This is a genomic window from Streptomyces sp. NPDC012637, assembly GCF_042954805.1.
GTDB lineage: Bacteria > Actinomycetota > Actinomycetes > Streptomycetales > Streptomycetaceae > Streptomyces.
In genome coordinates this window covers 342,005-357,640 of record NZ_JBIBDS010000008.1, presented here as the reverse complement: position 1 = coordinate 357,640, position 15,636 = coordinate 342,005, and the positions used below count along the sequence as shown (strand labels likewise).

Annotated in this window: 12 protein-coding genes and 2 tRNA genes; 11 read left to right on the top strand and 3 right to left on the bottom strand. The window is 73.6% G+C overall.

All coding sequences use genetic code 11. The annotated features are described in order from the left end of the window. Positions 1-115: 115 nt before the first annotated feature. From ACFY8W_RS30020 to ACFY8W_RS30005, 4 genes are all read left to right on the top strand, one after another. Positions 116-1,657, top strand: a complete 1,542-nt coding sequence (locus tag ACFY8W_RS30020; protein ID WP_391111838.1) for an alkaline phosphatase family protein — start codon at positions 116-118, stop codon at positions 1,655-1,657. An 81-nt stretch (positions 1,658-1,738) separates the two neighbouring features. Continuing rightward, a complete protein-coding gene (locus ACFY8W_RS30015; protein ID WP_391111835.1) occupies positions 1,739-2,518 on the top strand; it encodes an HAD-IIA family hydrolase in 780 nt (259 codons plus the stop codon). A gap of 127 nt (positions 2,519-2,645) precedes the next feature. Then, positions 2,646-3,200, top strand: coding sequence for a hypothetical protein (locus ACFY8W_RS30010; RefSeq protein ID WP_391111832.1), 555 nt, complete (start codon positions 2,646-2,648; stop codon positions 3,198-3,200). A gap of 4 nt (positions 3,201-3,204) precedes the next feature. Beyond that, positions 3,205-3,861, top strand: a complete 657-nt coding sequence (locus ACFY8W_RS30005) for a class F sortase (protein WP_391111829.1) — start codon at positions 3,205-3,207, stop codon at positions 3,859-3,861. A 239-nt stretch (positions 3,862-4,100) separates the two neighbouring features. Here ACFY8W_RS30005 and ACFY8W_RS30000 read toward each other — a convergent pair. Then, positions 4,101-4,174: transfer RNA gene (locus ACFY8W_RS30000), tRNA-Lys, on the bottom strand. Positions 4,175-4,368: 194 nt separating this feature from the next. On the opposite strand from ACFY8W_RS30000, the gene ACFY8W_RS29995 reads away from it, so the two are divergent. The 6 genes from ACFY8W_RS29995 (at position 4,369) to ACFY8W_RS29970 (ending at position 12,918) form a co-directional block, all read left to right on the top strand. Beyond that, positions 4,369-5,730 (top strand): peptidoglycan-binding protein, encoded by a 1,362-nt coding sequence (locus ACFY8W_RS29995; protein WP_391111826.1) that lies wholly within the window; start codon positions 4,369-4,371, stop codon positions 5,728-5,730. 866 nt (positions 5,731-6,596) lie between these two features. Further along, positions 6,597-8,378: an SPFH domain-containing protein gene (locus ACFY8W_RS29990; RefSeq protein ID WP_391111823.1), complete on the top strand. Its 1,782-nt coding sequence runs from the start codon at positions 6,597-6,599 to the stop codon at positions 8,376-8,378. A 143-nt stretch (positions 8,379-8,521) separates the two neighbouring features. Continuing rightward, the gene (locus ACFY8W_RS29985) at positions 8,522-9,124 is read left to right on the top strand and encodes a lytic polysaccharide monooxygenase (protein WP_391111820.1); all 603 of its coding nucleotides are present in this window, start codon (positions 8,522-8,524) and stop codon (positions 9,122-9,124) included. 97 nt (positions 9,125-9,221) lie between these two features. Then, a complete protein-coding gene (locus ACFY8W_RS29980) occupies positions 9,222-10,922 on the top strand; it encodes an AMP-binding protein (RefSeq protein ID WP_391111817.1) in 1,701 nt (566 codons plus the stop codon). A 71-nt stretch (positions 10,923-10,993) separates the two neighbouring features. After that, positions 10,994-12,325 (top strand): sensor domain-containing protein, encoded by a 1,332-nt coding sequence (locus tag ACFY8W_RS29975; RefSeq protein WP_391111815.1) that lies wholly within the window; start codon positions 10,994-10,996, stop codon positions 12,323-12,325. Then, positions 12,247-12,918, top strand: coding sequence for a response regulator (locus ACFY8W_RS29970; RefSeq protein ID WP_391111813.1), 672 nt, complete (start codon positions 12,247-12,249; stop codon positions 12,916-12,918). Before ACFY8W_RS29975 ends, ACFY8W_RS29970 begins: the two co-directional genes overlap by 79 nt. A 54-nt stretch (positions 12,919-12,972) precedes the next feature. On the opposite strand, the gene ACFY8W_RS29965 is transcribed toward ACFY8W_RS29970, so the two are convergent. After that, positions 12,973-13,046: transfer RNA gene (locus tag ACFY8W_RS29965), tRNA-Lys, on the bottom strand. A gap of 109 nt (positions 13,047-13,155) precedes the next feature. Further along, positions 13,156-13,914 carry an IclR family transcriptional regulator gene (locus ACFY8W_RS29960; RefSeq protein WP_385692432.1) on the bottom strand — a complete coding sequence of 253 codons (759 nt, stop codon included), beginning with the start codon at positions 13,912-13,914 and terminating at the stop codon, positions 13,156-13,158. 360 nt (positions 13,915-14,274) lie between these two features. On the opposite strand from ACFY8W_RS29960, the gene ACFY8W_RS29955 reads away from it, so the two are divergent. Beyond that, complete coding sequence (locus ACFY8W_RS29955; protein WP_391112230.1) at positions 14,275-15,363, top strand: MsnO8 family LLM class oxidoreductase; 1,089 nt, start codon at positions 14,275-14,277, stop codon at positions 15,361-15,363. The last annotated feature ends 273 nt before the right edge of the window (positions 15,364-15,636 follow it).

Here is a 15,636-nt window from a genome sequence, read left to right as displayed (position 1 = left end):
GTCCCGCAGAAGTGTAGCGAAATGATAACGGGTACGGACCGAAATCCGACCTGACCAACGCCCCTGAGAAATCAGGGGCGTTGGCGTGCCCCCTCACTCACGGAGGTCTCCAGAGATGCCGCTCAACGGCATATCCCGCCGCACCGTGCTCGCCGCCGGCGGAGCCACCGCCGCCCTCGCCGCCACCGGCGTCGTCACGGCCCCCGCCGCCCGCGCGGCCACCGCCGCCCCGACGCTCCCCGACGGCACCAGCCAGGACAAGGTGCTCGTCGTCGGCATGGACGGCCTGCGCCACGACCGCATCGACGCCGCCAAGGCCCCGAACCTCAAGTCCCTGATGGCGAACGGCACCTACGGCCTGTCGCTGCTCTACGCCAACCCGATGGCCGCCACCTCCTCGGGCCCCGGCTGGTCGACCATCTCCACCGGCGTGTGGCCCGACAAGCACGGCGTGAAGGACAACACCTTCGCCGGCCGCAACTACGGCACCTACCCGGGCTTCCTCGCCCGCCTGAACCAGATCCGCCCCGAGCTGTCCCTCTTCGCCGCCGTCGACTGGCCCGAGCTCGACACGTACGGCACGGTCACCCCCGGCGCCGACGCGAAGGTCGTCTACGACAACAACTACGCGGTCAACGACCTCGTGATCACCGACATCACCGAGGACGTCCTCCGCAACCAGAACCCCGACGTCCTCTTCGTGTACTTCGGCGAGACCGACGAGGTGGGCCACAACTCCGGCGCCAGGAGCCAGGCCTACCTCGACGCCATCGACGTCCAGGACGGCTACCTCGGCCGGCTGCTCACCGCGATCAAGGCCCGCCCGTCCTACGCCACCGAGCGCTGGACCGTCATCGTCACCACCGACCACGGCCACGTCGACACCGGCGGCCACGGCGGCTCCTCCATCGAGGAGCGCCGCACCTTCGTCCTCGCCCAGGGCCCCGGCATCGCCGCGGGCGCCCGCCCGATCGACACCCGGCTCGTCGACGTCGCCGCCACCGTCTTCCGTCAGCTCGGCATCACCCCCGACCCGGCCTGGGGCCTCGACGGCAAGCCGGTCCAGGACCGCTCCACCGATCCCTTCGACGCGCTGTACGGCTCCCTCTCCGGCCGCGTCGACGAGACCGGCATCCCGGCCGGAGTCCTCGGCTTCACCCACACCGCGCCCAGCGGCTGGTCCGTCATCAACGGCGCGATGGGTACGGGCGGCATGACGGAGTGGCGCGGCTGGTCCTTCGCCACCGACGAGTTCTGGTCCCGTACCCAGCGCGACCAGTCCCGCGAGCTCAACGTCCGCTCGCGCGGCGTCTTCGCCGTCGCGGACTCCGACGAGTGGGCGGACAAGTCCTTCTCGGGCACGTACGACTCGACCCTGGTCACCCCGGCGTACGCCGTCTCCGGCGCCTCCCGCGTGACCCTGGACTTCACGACCTTCTACCGCCAGGAAGGCAGTCAGACCGCCCAGGTCCTGGCGAGCTTCAACGGCGGTACGCCGACCGTCGTCAAGAGCTACACCTCCGACGTCGTCTCGAAGCCCCAGTCGGTCACGGTGAACGTGCCCGCGGGTGCGTCCAGCGTCAGCTTCCGCTTCCGCTACACCGGTTCCAACAACTGGTACTGGGTGATCGACGGGGTCAGGATCAGCACTTCCTGACCTAGGCTGGGGGCGTCGCCACAGCGTCGTTGCGTCGCCCCCAGCACACCGTTCTTCACGTACGGCAGGAGTCCCGCACCCATGGCAGAGCGCAAGCCGATCGAATCCTGGCTCACCGACATGGACGGCGTCCTCATCCATGAGGGCGTGCCGATCCCCGGCGCCGACGCGTTCATCACGAAGCTGCGGGACACCGGGAAGCCCTTCCTCGTCCTCACCAACAACTCCATCTACACCGCCCGCGACCTGCACGCCCGGCTCGCCCGCATGGGCCTGAACGTCCCCGTCGAGAACATCTGGACGTCGGCGCTCGCCACCGCCAAGTTCCTCGACGACCAGCGCCCGGGCGGCACCGCGTACGTCATCGGCGAGGCCGGCCTCACCACCGCCCTGCACGACATCGGCTACGTGCTCACCGACCACGACCCCGACTACGTGGTCCTGGGCGAGACCCGCACGTATTCGTTCGAGGCCATGACCAAGGCGGTCCGCCTCATCAACGCCGGCGCCCGCTTCATCTGCACCAACCCGGACGAGACCGGCCCGTCCCTGGAAGGCCCGCTGCCTGCCACCGGCTCGGTCGCCGCACTGATCACCAAGGCGACCGGCAAGGAGCCGTACTTCGCGGGCAAGCCCAACCCGCTGATGATGCGCACCGGCCTGAACGCCATCGGCGCCCACTCCGAGACCAGCGCCATGATCGGCGACCGGATGGACACCGACATCCTGGCCGGCCTCGAGGCGGGCATGCAGACCTTCCTCGTGCTGACCGGTCTGACCACCGAGGCGGAGATCGACCGCTTCCCGTTCCGTCCCTCGAAGATCGTGAAGTCGATCGCGGACATCGTCGACCGGGTCTGAAAGTCGCAGGTGAGGGCCACGGTCGGCCCCCTGCGGATGCGGACGGGCCCGAACCGGGTGACCCTGCCAGTACCAGGAGGTCACCATGCGTTCAGGTCCCATCGCTCTCCGTGCCGCAGGAGCGGCCGTGGCTCTGGTGCTCGCACCCACGGCGGGCACCGCCCTCGCCCATGACGGCGTCCAGGCCACCGTCACCCCGGCCACCGCCGCGCCCGGCGCCGACATCGACGTACGCGTCACGGGCTGCAAGGGCACGACCGGTGCCGCCAGGTCCCAGGCGTTCGTCGCCGACGCCGAGCTCACCGGCCGGGACGGCGGGAAGAACCCGCTGTTCGGCGACACGACCCTGAAATCGGGGCTCGAGGACGGCACGTACAAGGTCAGCGTGACCTGCGACGGCCATGACCACCACGACGTCGGCAGCGTCCACGTCCGGCGCCACCACGAGCCGACCCACAAGCCCACCCACCACCCGTCCCCGGTCGCCCCGGTCCGCGCGGGCGGCGGCGGCACGGCCGCCTTCGCCGCGCCCGCGGCGCCCGGCGTGGCGCAGACGGCGGACGAGGCCGGCCTCGGCACCCCGTACACCCTCCTGGGCCTCGGCATGGCCGCCCTCGCCGCGGTCGCCGTCGCCCTCCGCAGCGCCCGGCGCCGGGGCGGCGCGGGCCAGGGCACGGACTGACCGGATGACCTCCGGGCGCGCCCTGACCGGAACGGCGTGGGCCGTGCTGGTGCTCGGACTGTGGGTGTGGGGCAGGGACGCCGGCGAGGGACCGCTCGCCAGCTCGGCGCCGACCACCGGCGACATCGCCGCCGTCGGCCGCCCGCTCGGCGAGCCGCTGCCCCCGGAGCACGCCCCGATGGAGGCCGCCGAGCCGCGCCGGGTGGAGATCCCGTCGGTCGGGATCTCGGCGCCCGTCGTGCCCCGCGGCCTGGACGGGGACGGGGCGATCGACCCGCCGCCGTACGAGATGCCGCACACCGTCGGCTGGTACGGCTCCGGCACCCGGCCCGGCGCCTCCGGGGCCGCGCTCCTGGTGGGCCACGTCGACACCGAGACCCGCCCGGCCGTCTTCTACGGCCTGAGCGCGGCGCGGCCCGGCGCGGCGGTGACCGTGACCCGTTCGGACGGAAGCGTCGCGGAATTCACGATCGACGACGTCCGGGTCCTGCCCAGGGACGGGTTCGACGCCCGGAAGGCGTACGGCCCGCACCGGCCCGGCCGCTCCGAGCTGCGGCTGATCACCTGCGGCGGCAGCTTCGACCGGAAGACGGGCGCGTACACGGCGAACGTGGTCGTCTCGGCGTACCTGACCGGCGCGCGGGGGCCGGCGGACCGCTGACGGGCAAGGCCGACGGGGAAGACGGGGGGAGGCTTGCGACTGGCGGCCACGGGCGACCGGGGGCCGGCCGACGGGGCGGGAAACGCCGGCCGCCGGCCGGTCCGGTCCTCGACCGCGGGCTCACGGACCGCGGGAGAAGCCCGGAGCCGCCGCGGGAGGTCGGGGTTCCGCACACTGTAGAGGAAACGGGAAGACGACCGAGGCCCTTCACCTGATGGTGAAGGGCCTCGGCCTTCGCGTGCGCCGCCAGGGACTCGAACCCCGGACCCGCTGATTAAGAGTCAGCTGCTCTAACCAACTGAGCTAGCGGCGCCTGCTGACCTGCATAACTTTACAGCACGCCCGAGGGTGCTCCCGACCATTTCCTGTCCTGATCATGCGCCGTCCGGCCTGTCGGATGGTCGTATTGAGCCTTCGATCCGTCAAAATGCGATTTGTCCAGACAGTTGAGACACTGGCGCCCGTGCAAGAGCGCGAAAAGATCTTGACGAGTGTGGAGGGGAACGCATGAGTGTGCCGGTCTTCGAAGAAGTCGAGCCAGCGGCGGACTGCGGCTGCCCGGGCTGCGCCCAGCGGCGCCGCGACCTCGCACTGGGTCTCCCGGTCCGGGCGGGCGGCCACCCCGCCGCGCACGGGGCCCGTCGCGCGCTGGTCCTGATGACCGCCGCGGGCGTGGTCCTGGGCGGCGGCACGGGCGTGGCCGGAGCGCTGCCGGCCGACCCGGCCACGGATTCGGCGGACGGCGCGGGTGTCGGCGGGGCCCTCACCGGCCCGGACCCCGAGACCCCGCAGGGCGGCCGGGGCCCGCTGCACGGCGCGCCAGGCCCCGGCTCGGCGCCCTCGCCCGACGCGACCCCGACGACCAGTCAGATCTCCGTCGAGTCGCTGCGGAAGAGCACCCGGGCCGAGATCATCAACCGGGCGAAGACCTGGGTCGCGGCGGGCGTCCCGTACTCCATGGAGCGCTACTGGAGCGACGGCTACCGTCAGGACTGCTCCGGCTACATCTCCATGGCCTGGAACCTGCGGTCCAACGAGTGGACCGGCAGCCTCGACCGCTTCGCCGAACGGATCGACCGCACCGAGCTCCAGCCCGGCGACATCCTGCTCTTCCACAACCCCGCCAACCCGACGCGCGGCTCGCACGTGACGATCTTCGGCGGGTGGACCGACTACACCCACACCTCCTACGTCGCGTACGAGCAGACCAAGCCGCGCACGCGGAAGCAGGCCACGCCGCTCGCGTACTGGGAGAACTCCGACCGCTACGTCGCCTACCGCTACAAGGGCGTGATCAGCGGCGGCAGCGGGAGCGGTAACGCCGGCTCCGGAGCGGCGGCGACGCCGTACCCCGGGTCGGCGAAGTTCGGACCCGGCGCGAACAACGCGTACGTCACGCAGCTCGGGAAGCTGCTGGTCGCGCGCGGCGGCAAGAAGTACTACAGCCGTGGCCCGGGCCCGCGCTGGGGCGAGGCGGACCGCCGGGCGACCCAGGCCTTCCAGCTCGCACAGGGCTGGAAGGGCAGGGAGGCGGACGGTCTCCCGGGGCCGCAGACGTGGGCGCTGCTCGTGAGCGGGCAGGGCAGGAACATCGGCGGTTCGAGTGGTTCGGGCGGATCGAGCGCATCTGCGAGCGGGTTCCCCGGGCGTGGCTACTTCCGTCCGGGCCAATCCAACGCATATGTGGAGAAGCTGGGCAAACAACTGGTGAAGCGGGGCTTCGGCAGGCACTACGTGTCGGGCCCCGGTCCGCGGTGGACGGAGGCGGACCGCCGCAACGTCGAGGCCTTCCAGCGGGCCCAGGGCTGGCGCGGCGGCGCGGCCGACGGCTACCCGGGTCCGGAGACCTGGCGGCGCCTTTTCCGATGACCCCGAGAACATGAGGTGACCGAATGACGGCATCGACCCCGACCCCGCCGGACTCCGGCCCGGCCGCCAGCCGCGACGCGGCCCGCACCGCCCGCCGCCTCACCGACGGCCGCCTACGCCCCACCGCCCCGCCGGGCCCGACGCCGACCCCTGCGCCGACCCCCGCTCCGGGGGCTTCCGCGGTGGCGCCGGGCGGTGCGGGCGCGCCGGGCGGTGCGGTGTCGCGGCCGGTCGCCGCGGGTGGAACGGGCGGACCGGGCGGACCGGGCGGACCGGGTGGAGCGTCGGCGCTGTCGGGTGGTGCGGGCGATCCGGCGGGTGCAGGCGTTCCGGGCGGGCAGGGCGCCTCGGGCGGGCAAGGTGCCGTGGAAGGGCAGGGCGCCGTGGGAGGGCGGGGCGCGCCGGGTGCCCCGGGTGCGCTGGTTGCACCGGGTGGTGCCGCGCCGCCGTCGGGTGCCGAGCGCTCGGCGCCGGTCGTGCCGGGTACCCCGGGTGCGCCCACTGCCCCGGTTGCGCCGGGTGGTGCCGGGCCGTCGTCGGGTGCCGAGCGGTCGGCTGTCGGCGCGCCGTCGCCGGTCGCTTCGGCGACGGGCGGTACGAGTACCCCGGCCGCTCCCGGTGTCGCGGCGACGGCCGGCACGGGTACCCCGGCCGCGCCGGGCGCGAAGCTTGCCCCGTGCGCACCGGGTGGTGCGGTGCCGTCGTCAGGGGCCGCGGGCGCCGCGGCGCGGTCGGCCGAGCCGGGACGGCCTGGCGTGGCGTCAGCCACCGCCGGTCCGGGCACGGTTGCCGCCTCCTCCAAGGCGACTCCCACCCCCGCGGTCGGAGGCTCCCCGGGCACGCCCGCCCCGGCTGCATCCCCTGCTGTGTCGGCTGCTGGTAACGGCGGCGCGGCCGAGCCGAAGACGGGTGTGCGCGGTGGTCCGGCCGAGGCCGGCGGCCCCGCCGCACCTCAGGGCGTGACCCCCACCGGCACCGAAGGTGCTCCGGCCTCGCCGCAGGCGCCGCAGCCGGCGCCGGCCGCACGTACGGCTCCTGCGGAGTCCGCCGCCGGGCCCGCCGAGCCGGCACCGGCGCCGACGGGTGCGGCCCAGGCCGTGCGCCCGGGCGGCTCGGGCAGCGGCCCGGCCCCGGCGCCGGCCGCAGCGCCCGCCACCCGGCCGGATCCGGAGGCGACGCCCGCCCCCGGTGGCCGGCCCTCGACGGGGCTCGCGCGGCCCGGCGGGCGCGACCTCGCGGCGCGGGCGGGCGACGGCGTGGACCTCGGGTGGATCGCCGGCGGACGGGTCAAGGCCGTCGCCGTGCCGGTCGCGGCCAACGCCGGGGAGACCGCGACCCGGAGCGGCAGCAGCAACGGCAGCAGCAACAACACGAGCAGCAGCGCCACGAGCAGCACCACTACCAGCACCGCGAACGGCAACAACGGCAACAACAGCAACATCAGCAGCAATAGCAACAGCACCAGCAACGCCGGCACCACCGCCCGGCGGCGGACCGTCATCGGGACCGAGACCACCGGGTCCATTCCGGTGCACCTGCTCTTCCGGGACCAGCCGGCGGAATCCACGGCCGCGGACGACGGCGGGCCCGACACCGTTCCCGTGCCCAAGACCAAGGCGCCGCAGGACGGCGGCGCCAAGGGCGGCAAGGGAGCCAGGGGCGGCGGCAGGAACAAGGCCGCCATCCCGGGGCCGGCCCGCCCCGCCGCCAAGTCCTCGCCCGCCCGCCCGGCCCCCACCGCCGATCCGAAGCTGGTCGAGCGGCCCGGGCCGGTGCTGCCCGGGTGGGTCGGCGTGGCCGGGGGAGTGCTCGCGCTCGTGGGGTGCGCGGCGATCGTGTGGTGGACGGGCGCGGTGCCCGCGGAGGCCGCTCGGATGCTCCGGCTGCCCTCGCGGCCGTACCACGGCATCCACCTCGGCCAGTGGGCGCTGCTCGCGCTCGGCGTCGTCCTGGCCCTCTTCTTCGTGGGCGGTCTCGGCCGCGGCCGGGTCGGTTACGCCCTGGTCCTCACCCTCTTCGGCGACTACCGCGGCACCGTCCGCCGCACCGGCCTGCTCTGGGTGAGCCCGCTCCTGCTGCGCCGGCGTGTGGACGTACGGCTGCGGCACTGGCGCAGCGAGCCGCTGCCCGCGGTGGACGCGAAGGGCACGGCGCTGGACGTCGTGGTCCTGGTGGTGTGGCGGATCCGGGACACCGTGCGGGCGGCCCTCGGGGTCGACCGGCACGAGGAGTACCTGCGCGAGCAGGTCGAGGCGGCGATGGCCCGGGTGCTCTCGCAGCTCCCGGCGGACGCGTTCCACGAGGACGCGCCGACCCTCCGCGACGCGGAGGCGGTCGGCGAGGCGCTGACCCGGATGCTGTCGGCGGAGTGCGCACCGGTCGGCATCGACGTGTTCTCGGCGCAGCCGACGCGCATCGAGTACGCGCCGGAGGTGGCCGCGGCGATGCAGCGCCGCCGGATCGCGGCGATCGACGCGAAGCACCGGGACAGCGTCCTCACCTCGGTCGTGGACGCCGTGGACGACGTGGTCCACCGGCTGACCTCCCGTGGTCTGGTGGAGCTCGACGACTACGAGCGGAAGGCGCTGGTGAAGGACCTGACGGTGGCGTTCTACACCGGGCGCACGGCTCCGGCGGAGGGTGCCTGACGCGCCGACGCCGGCCCTGCCGTTGGTATGGACATGGCCAACTTCCCTCCCTACTTTGGAACTTGGTCTAGACCGGAATCATCGACCCCGCACGCGTGCAGCACGGCCCACAGAACTCCCCCACGTTCTCCTGGAGCGACAGCATGCGCAAAAAGACACGCAGGAAGGCAGGGGTGGCGGCCGTGACGCTCGGCGTCGCGGCGGCCTCCCTCCTCGCCACCACCAGCGCGAGCAGCCACGGCTACACCGACTCGCCGATCAGCCGTCAGAAGCTCTGCGCCAACCGCACCGTGAGCAACTGCGGCGACATCCAGTGGGAGCCGCAGTCGGTCGAGGGCCTCAAGGGCTTCCCGGCCGCCGGGCCCGCCGACGGGCGGATATGCGCGGGCGGGAACTCCCGCTTCGCGCAGCTCGACGACCCCCGCGGCGGCGCCTGGCCCACCACCCGGGTCACCGCGGGCCAGAGCTACAGCTTCCGCTGGCAGTTCACCGCCCGCCACGCGACCACGGACTTCCGCTACTACATCACCAAGAACGGCTGGACCGGGAGCAAGACCCTGACCAGGGCCGACCTCGACACCCAGCCCTTCCTGGTCGTCCCCTACAACAACCAGCAGCCGCCCTCGACCCTCTCGCACTCGGGGACCATCCCGGCGGGCAAGACCGGCCGCCATCTGATCCTCGCCGTGTGGACGATCGCGGACACCGGGAACGCCTTCTACGCGTGCTCGGACGTCCAGTTCTAGCGCGAGCGCCGGCGCCATTGGCAGCAGTTGCCGTTCCCGTCGCGGCGCCCGTCCGGGGCGTTCATTTCTGACGGAGCGTCAGCTACCATCCCGCCGCATGGGTACGCAGACCGTCGCGGAGCTCGTACGGCGCCAGTGGGGCGACCACAGGACCGGACTGAGGGACGAGCACACCACCCTCACCCACCACCAGGTCGCCTCCGGCGCCGCCGCGCGGGCCGCCCTGCTCACGGAGCTGATGCCCCACCGGCCGGGGCGCGAGCCGCACCTCGGCCTGCTGCTCGACAACACACCGGAGTACCCGCTCTGGCTCGGCGCGGCGGCCCTCGCGGGGGCCGCCGTCGCCGGGATCAACCCCACCCGCCGCGGCGCCGAACTCGCCCGCGACATCCGGCACACCGACTGCCGGATCCTGGTCACCCAACGCGCCCACCTGCCGCTCCTCGACGGGCTCCCGCTGCCCGGGCTCCGGGTGCTCGTCACCGACACCGAGGCCTACCGGGACCTCCTCGCGCCCTACGGGACGGCCACGCCCGACGACGCCTTCCTCCGGCCCGCACGCCCCGACAGCCGGCTGCTCCTCGCCTTCACCTCGGGCTCCACAGGAGCCCCCAAGGCGGCCGTCTGCTCCCAGGGCCGGCTCGCCGCCGCGGGCGCCTCCCTCGTCTCCCACTTCGGGATACGGGACGACGACACCCACTACGTCTGCATGCCCATGTTCCACGGCAACGCCGTGATCGCCGACTGGGCGCCCGCCCTCGCCGCCGGCGCCGGGATCGCGCTGCGCGCCCGCTTCTCCGCCTCCCGCTTCCTGCCCGACGTACGCCGCTTCGGCGCCACCTACTTCACCTACGTCGGCCGCGCCGTCCAGTACCTCCTCGCCACGCCCGCCACGCCCCACGACCGCGACCACCACCTCCGGCTCGGCTTCGGCACGGAGGCCGGCGCGGTCGACGCGGCCCGCTTCGAGGCGCGCTTCGGCGCCCGGCTCGTCGAGGGGTACGGCTCCTCCGAGGGCGGCGCGGCGATCCAGCGGACACCCGGCACCCCGGCCGGGGCCATCGGGCGGGCCGCGCCCGGCGACGACCTGGCGGTGCTCGACCCGGCCACCCTCCGCGAGTGCCCGCCGGCCCGCTTCTCGCCCTCCGGCGTCCTCCTCAACGCCGACGAGGCCGTCGGCGAACTGGTCAACCGGGGCCGGAGCTCCTTCGAGGGCTACTGGCGCAACCCCGAGGCCGAGGCCGCCCGGCTCCGCGACGGAGGCTACTGGACCGGCGACCTCTTCTACCGGGACGCCGACGGCTTCCTCTACTTCGCGGGCCGCACCGACGACCGGCTCCGGGTCGACAGCGAGAACCTGGCCGCCGCGATGATCGAGAACATCCTCGCCCGCTGGGAGCGGGCGGCGGGCGTCGCCGTCTACGCGGTACCCGACCCGGTCTCCGGCGACCAGGTGATGGCGGCGGTCGCGATGCGCGGCGGCGCCGGTTTCGACCCCCGCGCCTTCGCGGACTTCCTCGCCGCCCAGGCGGACCTCGGGACCAAGATGCCGCCGAAGTACGTACGGGTCGTCCCCGAGCTCCCGCTCACCGCGACCAACAAGATCCACCGGGTCGCCCTGCGCCGTGCTGCGCTCGCCACCGCCGATCCGGTCTGGTGGCGCCCGGCGCCCACCGCCCCGTACGAGCCCCTGACCCCGGCCGCCCGCGCCCGCCTCCACGAGGAATACGCCCGCCAGGGCCGGCCCTTTCCCGGCGAGAGCCCCTCGGGAGGTGCCTCGGGAGGTGCCTCGGGGTAGTGCCGGCCCTACCCCGGAACACCCCTCAGGCCCATGGCCGCCGGCCCGCACCCGGGCCTAGCGTGATCGTCATGCAGCCCCGCCCTCCCCGTACCGCCTGGCAAGCCCTCGCGCACCCCCTGACCCTCCCGCGCACCTGCTGGCCATGGCGCGCCGTCGGCTACCTCGCGACCGGCGCGGCCGGCGGCGCCGTCCTCCTCGGCGTCCTGGTCCTCCTCACCGGGTTCTCCCTGCTGCTCGTCGGCCTTCCCCTGCTGCTGCTCGCCGGGGTCGCGGTCGGCGCCGTCGAGCGGTGGCGGCTGCGGCTCGTCGAAAGCGACCCGGCGCCCGACCCGCACCGGGTGCCCGAGGCCCCAGGGCTCGCCGCCTGGCTCCGGCTGCGGGCCCGGGAACAGGCCACCTGGCGGGAGCTGGCGTACGCGGTGCTCCACGCCACCGTCCTGTGGCCGCTCGACCTGGCCGTGCTCGCCGTCGGACTCGGCCTGCCCGCCGCCCTGGCGGGCGCCCCGCTCCAGCTCGCCGCCGACGGGCACGAGGCGAAGGTGGCCAAGGCCTACCTGGTCACCTCGTACCCCGAGGCCTTCGCCGTGGCCCTCCTGGGTCTGCTGCTCCTGCTGCTCCTCGTCTACCCGCTGACCGGGTACGCCGGAGCTCGCGCCGCCCTCGCCCGCGCGCTGCTCGCGCCGCGCGAGGCCGAGCTGCGGCAGCGGATCGGCGAGGTCACCGCCTCGCGGGCGCGGCTCGCCGCCGCCTTCGAGGCCGAGCGGCGCCGGATCGAGCGGGACCTCCACGACGGCGCCCAGCAGCGGCTCGTCGCCCTCACCATGACCCTCGGACTCGCCCGCTACGACGCCCCGCCGGGGCCGCTCGCCGAGCAGCTGGCCAAGGCCCACACGGAGGCGGGGCAGGTGCTGACCGAGCTGCGCGAGCTGATCCACGGCATCCACCCGCAGGTCCTCGTGGACTACGGCCTCGGCGCCGCCCTCGCCGACGCCGCCGACCGCGGCTCCACTCCCGTGGACACCTCCGGGATCGACGCCGGCCTGCCCCGGCTGCCCGCGCCCGTCGAGAGCGCCGGCTACTTCGTGGCCCGCGAGGCCCTCGCCAACATCGACCGGCACAGCGGCGCCGGCCGCGCCCGGCTCACCGCCGTCCACGCCGACGAGGTGCTGCGGCTCACGGTCGAGGACGACGGGCACGGCGGCGCCGATCCCGCCGGGGGCAGCGGGCTCACCGGACTCGCCGACCGGCTGGCCGTCCTCGATGGCACACTGACGATCACGAGCCCGCCCGGCGGGCCGACCCTCCTACGAGTGGAGATCCCGTGCCGCCCGCTGCCTCCGAGTCCCGAGCGCTCCGCATCGTCCTCGCCGAGGACGGCGTCCTCCTCCGCGAGGGACTGATCGGTCTCCTGGCGCGTTTCGGCCACGAGGTGGTCGCGGCGGTCGGCGACGCCGACTCCCTGCGCTCCGCCGTCACCGCGCACGACCCGGACGTCGTCGTCACCGACGTACGGATGCCGCCCGGCTTCCAGGACGAGGGGCTGCGGGCCGCGGTCGCGCTGCGCACCGAGCGCCCGTCGCTGCCGGTCCTGGTGCTCAGCCAGTACGTGCAGCGCTCGTACGCCGCCGATCTCCTCGACACGGGCGACGGCACCGGCGTCGGCTATCTGCTCAAGGACCGGGTGGGGCAGGTGGAGGAGTTCGTCGACGCCCTGGACCGGGTCGCGGCCGGCGGCACGGTCGTCGACCCCGAGGTCGTACGGCAGCTGCTGCGCCGCCACCGGGACCCGCTGGAGGCGCTGACCCCGCGCGAGCGGGAGGTCCTGGCCCTGGTCGCGGAGGGCCACTCCAACGCGGCGGTCGCCCGGCGTCTCGTCGTCACGGAGGCGGCCGTCGGCAAGCACATCGGCAACATCCTGGCCAAGCTGGACCTGCCGCCGGCCGAGGACACCCACCGCCGGGTCCTCGCCGTCCTCGCCTACCTGCAGGCGTGACCGCGGACGAAAACAAGGAAGCCCCTCGCTTCCGCGAGGGGCTTCCTCTGTCTGTGCGCCGCCAGGGACTCGAACCCCGGACCCGCTGATTAAGAGTCAGCTGCTCTAACCAACTGAGCTAGCGGCGCCTGCTGACAGAGAAAATACTACCTGGTCCCGAGGGGTGCTCGTGACCACCTCCGGACCGGCCCCCGGTCAGACCCGTCCGTCCGCGCCGTCCGGCCGGCCGTCCCCGGTTCAGATCGCCAGCGAGAGCACCACCGGAGCCGCCCGGCGGTTCAGCATGTCGGCCGCCGAACGCAGCCGGTGCGCGTGCTCCAGCGGAAGCGAGAGCGCCAGGCAGCCCACGGCCGAACCCGCCGTCAGCGGCACCGCGGCGCAGACGGTGCCCACCGCGTACTCCTGGAGGTCGAGCACGGGGACGGTCGGCGGCTGGCTGTCCAGCTTGGAGAACAGCACCTTCTCGTTGGTGATCGTCCGGGAGGTCAGCCGGGCGATCTTGTGACGGGAGAGGTGGTCGCGCCGCCCGTTCAGGTCGAGCTGCGTCAGCAGGCACTTGCCGACCGCGCTGGCGTGCGCGGCGGAGCGGAAGTCCACCCACTCGTTGACCTTCGGCGTGCGCGGGCCGTCGGCGAACTGGGTGATCTTCACCTCGCCGTCGATGTAGCGGCTGATGTAGACGGCGGCGCCGACCGAGTCGCGCAGCTCGGTCAGGGTCTCCTGGAGCTTGCGCTCCAGGGCCTCGCGCCGGGTGCTGCCGGAACCGAGGAGGACCAGGGAGTCGCCGATGACGTAGGCGCCGTCGGAGACCTGCTCCACATAGCCCTCGCGCCTGAGCATGAGGAGCAGGGACGACAGGTGGGCGACGGGCAGGCCGGTCTCCCGTGCGATCTGCACGTCCGTCACGCCGCCGCCGTGTCGTGAGACCGTCTCAAGCACACGCAGGGCGTATTGCACCGAGTGGAACGGCGCGGTGGGCTCGGGCTTCAGCGCCACGGTTTCCCCCTACCAGGTTGTGACCGCAAGCTTCCGTACCACGATAGCCGCCAAGCGCCCGCAACGGGGCGGCTGTTGGCGAGATTGATTCGCTGCTCAGGGGCCCTGTGCTGGGGCTCGCCACTCTGGCATATGCCACGGTCACAGCCCTACTGGAGAGTCGGAGGTCAGGGCCATGCGCAAGGCCCTCCGCACGGGCGTTCGGGGGCCTTCCGGACGTGAAGATTTTTTCGCGGGAATAAGCGGAGACACCCTCCTGTTAGCCCTTCCGCCGGTCCGGCGCACCTCCGGACCGGCACCACCGAGCCCGATACGAACTTTCGTCACTGCGCAGGAAGGCCGCCCACGGTGAGCGACGCGATTCGAGACGCGATTCGAGGAGAGGCGCGCGGCACCGCGCCCGTACCGCTGTCCGTGCTGGACCTGGTCACGGTCGGCCAGGGGCGCACCGCGAGCCAGGCGCTCGCCACCAGCGTGGAGATCAGCAGGCTCGCCGAGCGCCGCGGCTACCACCGGCACTGGGTGGCCGAGCACCACTCCATGCCGGGCGTCGCCTCGTCCTCGCCCGCCGTGATCCTGGCCCACCTGGCCGCCCACACCAGTCGCATCCGGCTGGGCTCCGGCGGCGTGATGCTGCCCAACCACGCCCCGCTGGTGATCGCCGAGCAGTTCGGCACCCTGGAGGCGCTGGCCCCGGGCCGAATCGACCTCGGCCTCGGCCGCGCACCCGGCACCGACGGGGCGACGGCCGCCGCGCTGCGCCGTACGGACAGGCTGAACGAGGGCGCCGACGACTTCCCGGAGCAGCTCTCCGAGCTGACCCGCTTCCTGGACGACGGGTTCCCCGACGGCCACCCGTACGCCCGGATCCACGCCGTGCCCGGCCCGGTGCAGGGCCCGAAGGGCAGGCCGCCGATCTGGCTGCTCGGCTCCTCCGGCTTCAGCGCGCGCCTCGCCGGTCTGCTCGGTCTGCCCTTCGCCTTCGCCCACCACTTCTCCGCGCGCAACACGATCCCGGCGCTCGAGCTCTACCGCGACTCCTTCCGGCCCTCGGCGGTGCTCGACGCGCCGTACGCGCTGATCGGGGTCGCCGCGCTCGCCGCCGACGAGGCGAAGGAGGCGTACCGGCAGGTGCTGACCGGCGCCCTGTCGATGCTGCGGCTGCGCACCGGCCGGCCCGGCCTCGTGCCGACGCCCGAGGAGGCGGAGGCGTACGAATTCAGCCTCGCCGAGCGGGACTTCGTCGACGGCTGGCTGGCGAACATCGTCCACGGCACGGCGGACGAGGTGCGGGAGGGCCTGGACGCGCTGCGGAAGCGCACCGGAGCCGACGAGCTGATGCTCACGGCGAACGCCCACAGCGGCGAGGCCCGGCTGCGCAGTTACGAGCTGATCGCCGACGCGTACGGCCTCCCGGAGGCCCTCCCGGAAGACCTCCCGGCGGAGTAGGACTGCGGAATTCGACGGGGTCTGGTTCCTCGGCGGACCGGCCGGCCCCGAAGCCCTAAGGGAGCCTTAAACCGCTCGTCACACGTGGTGGCGAGCGGTTCCGTTTTGTGCTGCGAGCCCTCCGGAGGGCCCTGACAAGGGCTTTCTCCCGCCAATTGGTCTAGTCCTCAATCTGGTTCAGACCATTGACGTGCTGTTCATGCGGCGGATATCACTGCTCCAACTTCCGTACCGCCACCCCTCCCGGAGGCCGCACGTGCACCCCCGCAATCC

Coding starts and splice junctions, on each gene's coding strand:
- ACFY8W_RS30020 (WP_391111838.1), top strand. CDS start 116: ATGCCGCTCAACGGCATATCCCGCCGCACCGTGCTCGCCGCCGGCGGA.
- ACFY8W_RS30015 (WP_391111835.1), top strand. CDS start 1,739: ATGGCAGAGCGCAAGCCGATCGAATCCTGGCTCACCGACATGGACGGC.
- ACFY8W_RS30005 (WP_391111829.1), top strand. CDS start 3,205: ATGACCTCCGGGCGCGCCCTGACCGGAACGGCGTGGGCCGTGCTGGTG.
- ACFY8W_RS29995 (WP_391111826.1), top strand. CDS start 4,369: ATGAGTGTGCCGGTCTTCGAAGAAGTCGAGCCAGCGGCGGACTGCGGC.
- ACFY8W_RS29985 (WP_391111820.1), top strand. CDS start 8,522: ATGCGCAAAAAGACACGCAGGAAGGCAGGGGTGGCGGCCGTGACGCTC.
- ACFY8W_RS29980 (WP_391111817.1), top strand. CDS start 9,222: ATGGGTACGCAGACCGTCGCGGAGCTCGTACGGCGCCAGTGGGGCGAC.
- ACFY8W_RS29975 (WP_391111815.1), top strand. CDS start 10,994: ATGCAGCCCCGCCCTCCCCGTACCGCCTGGCAAGCCCTCGCGCACCCC.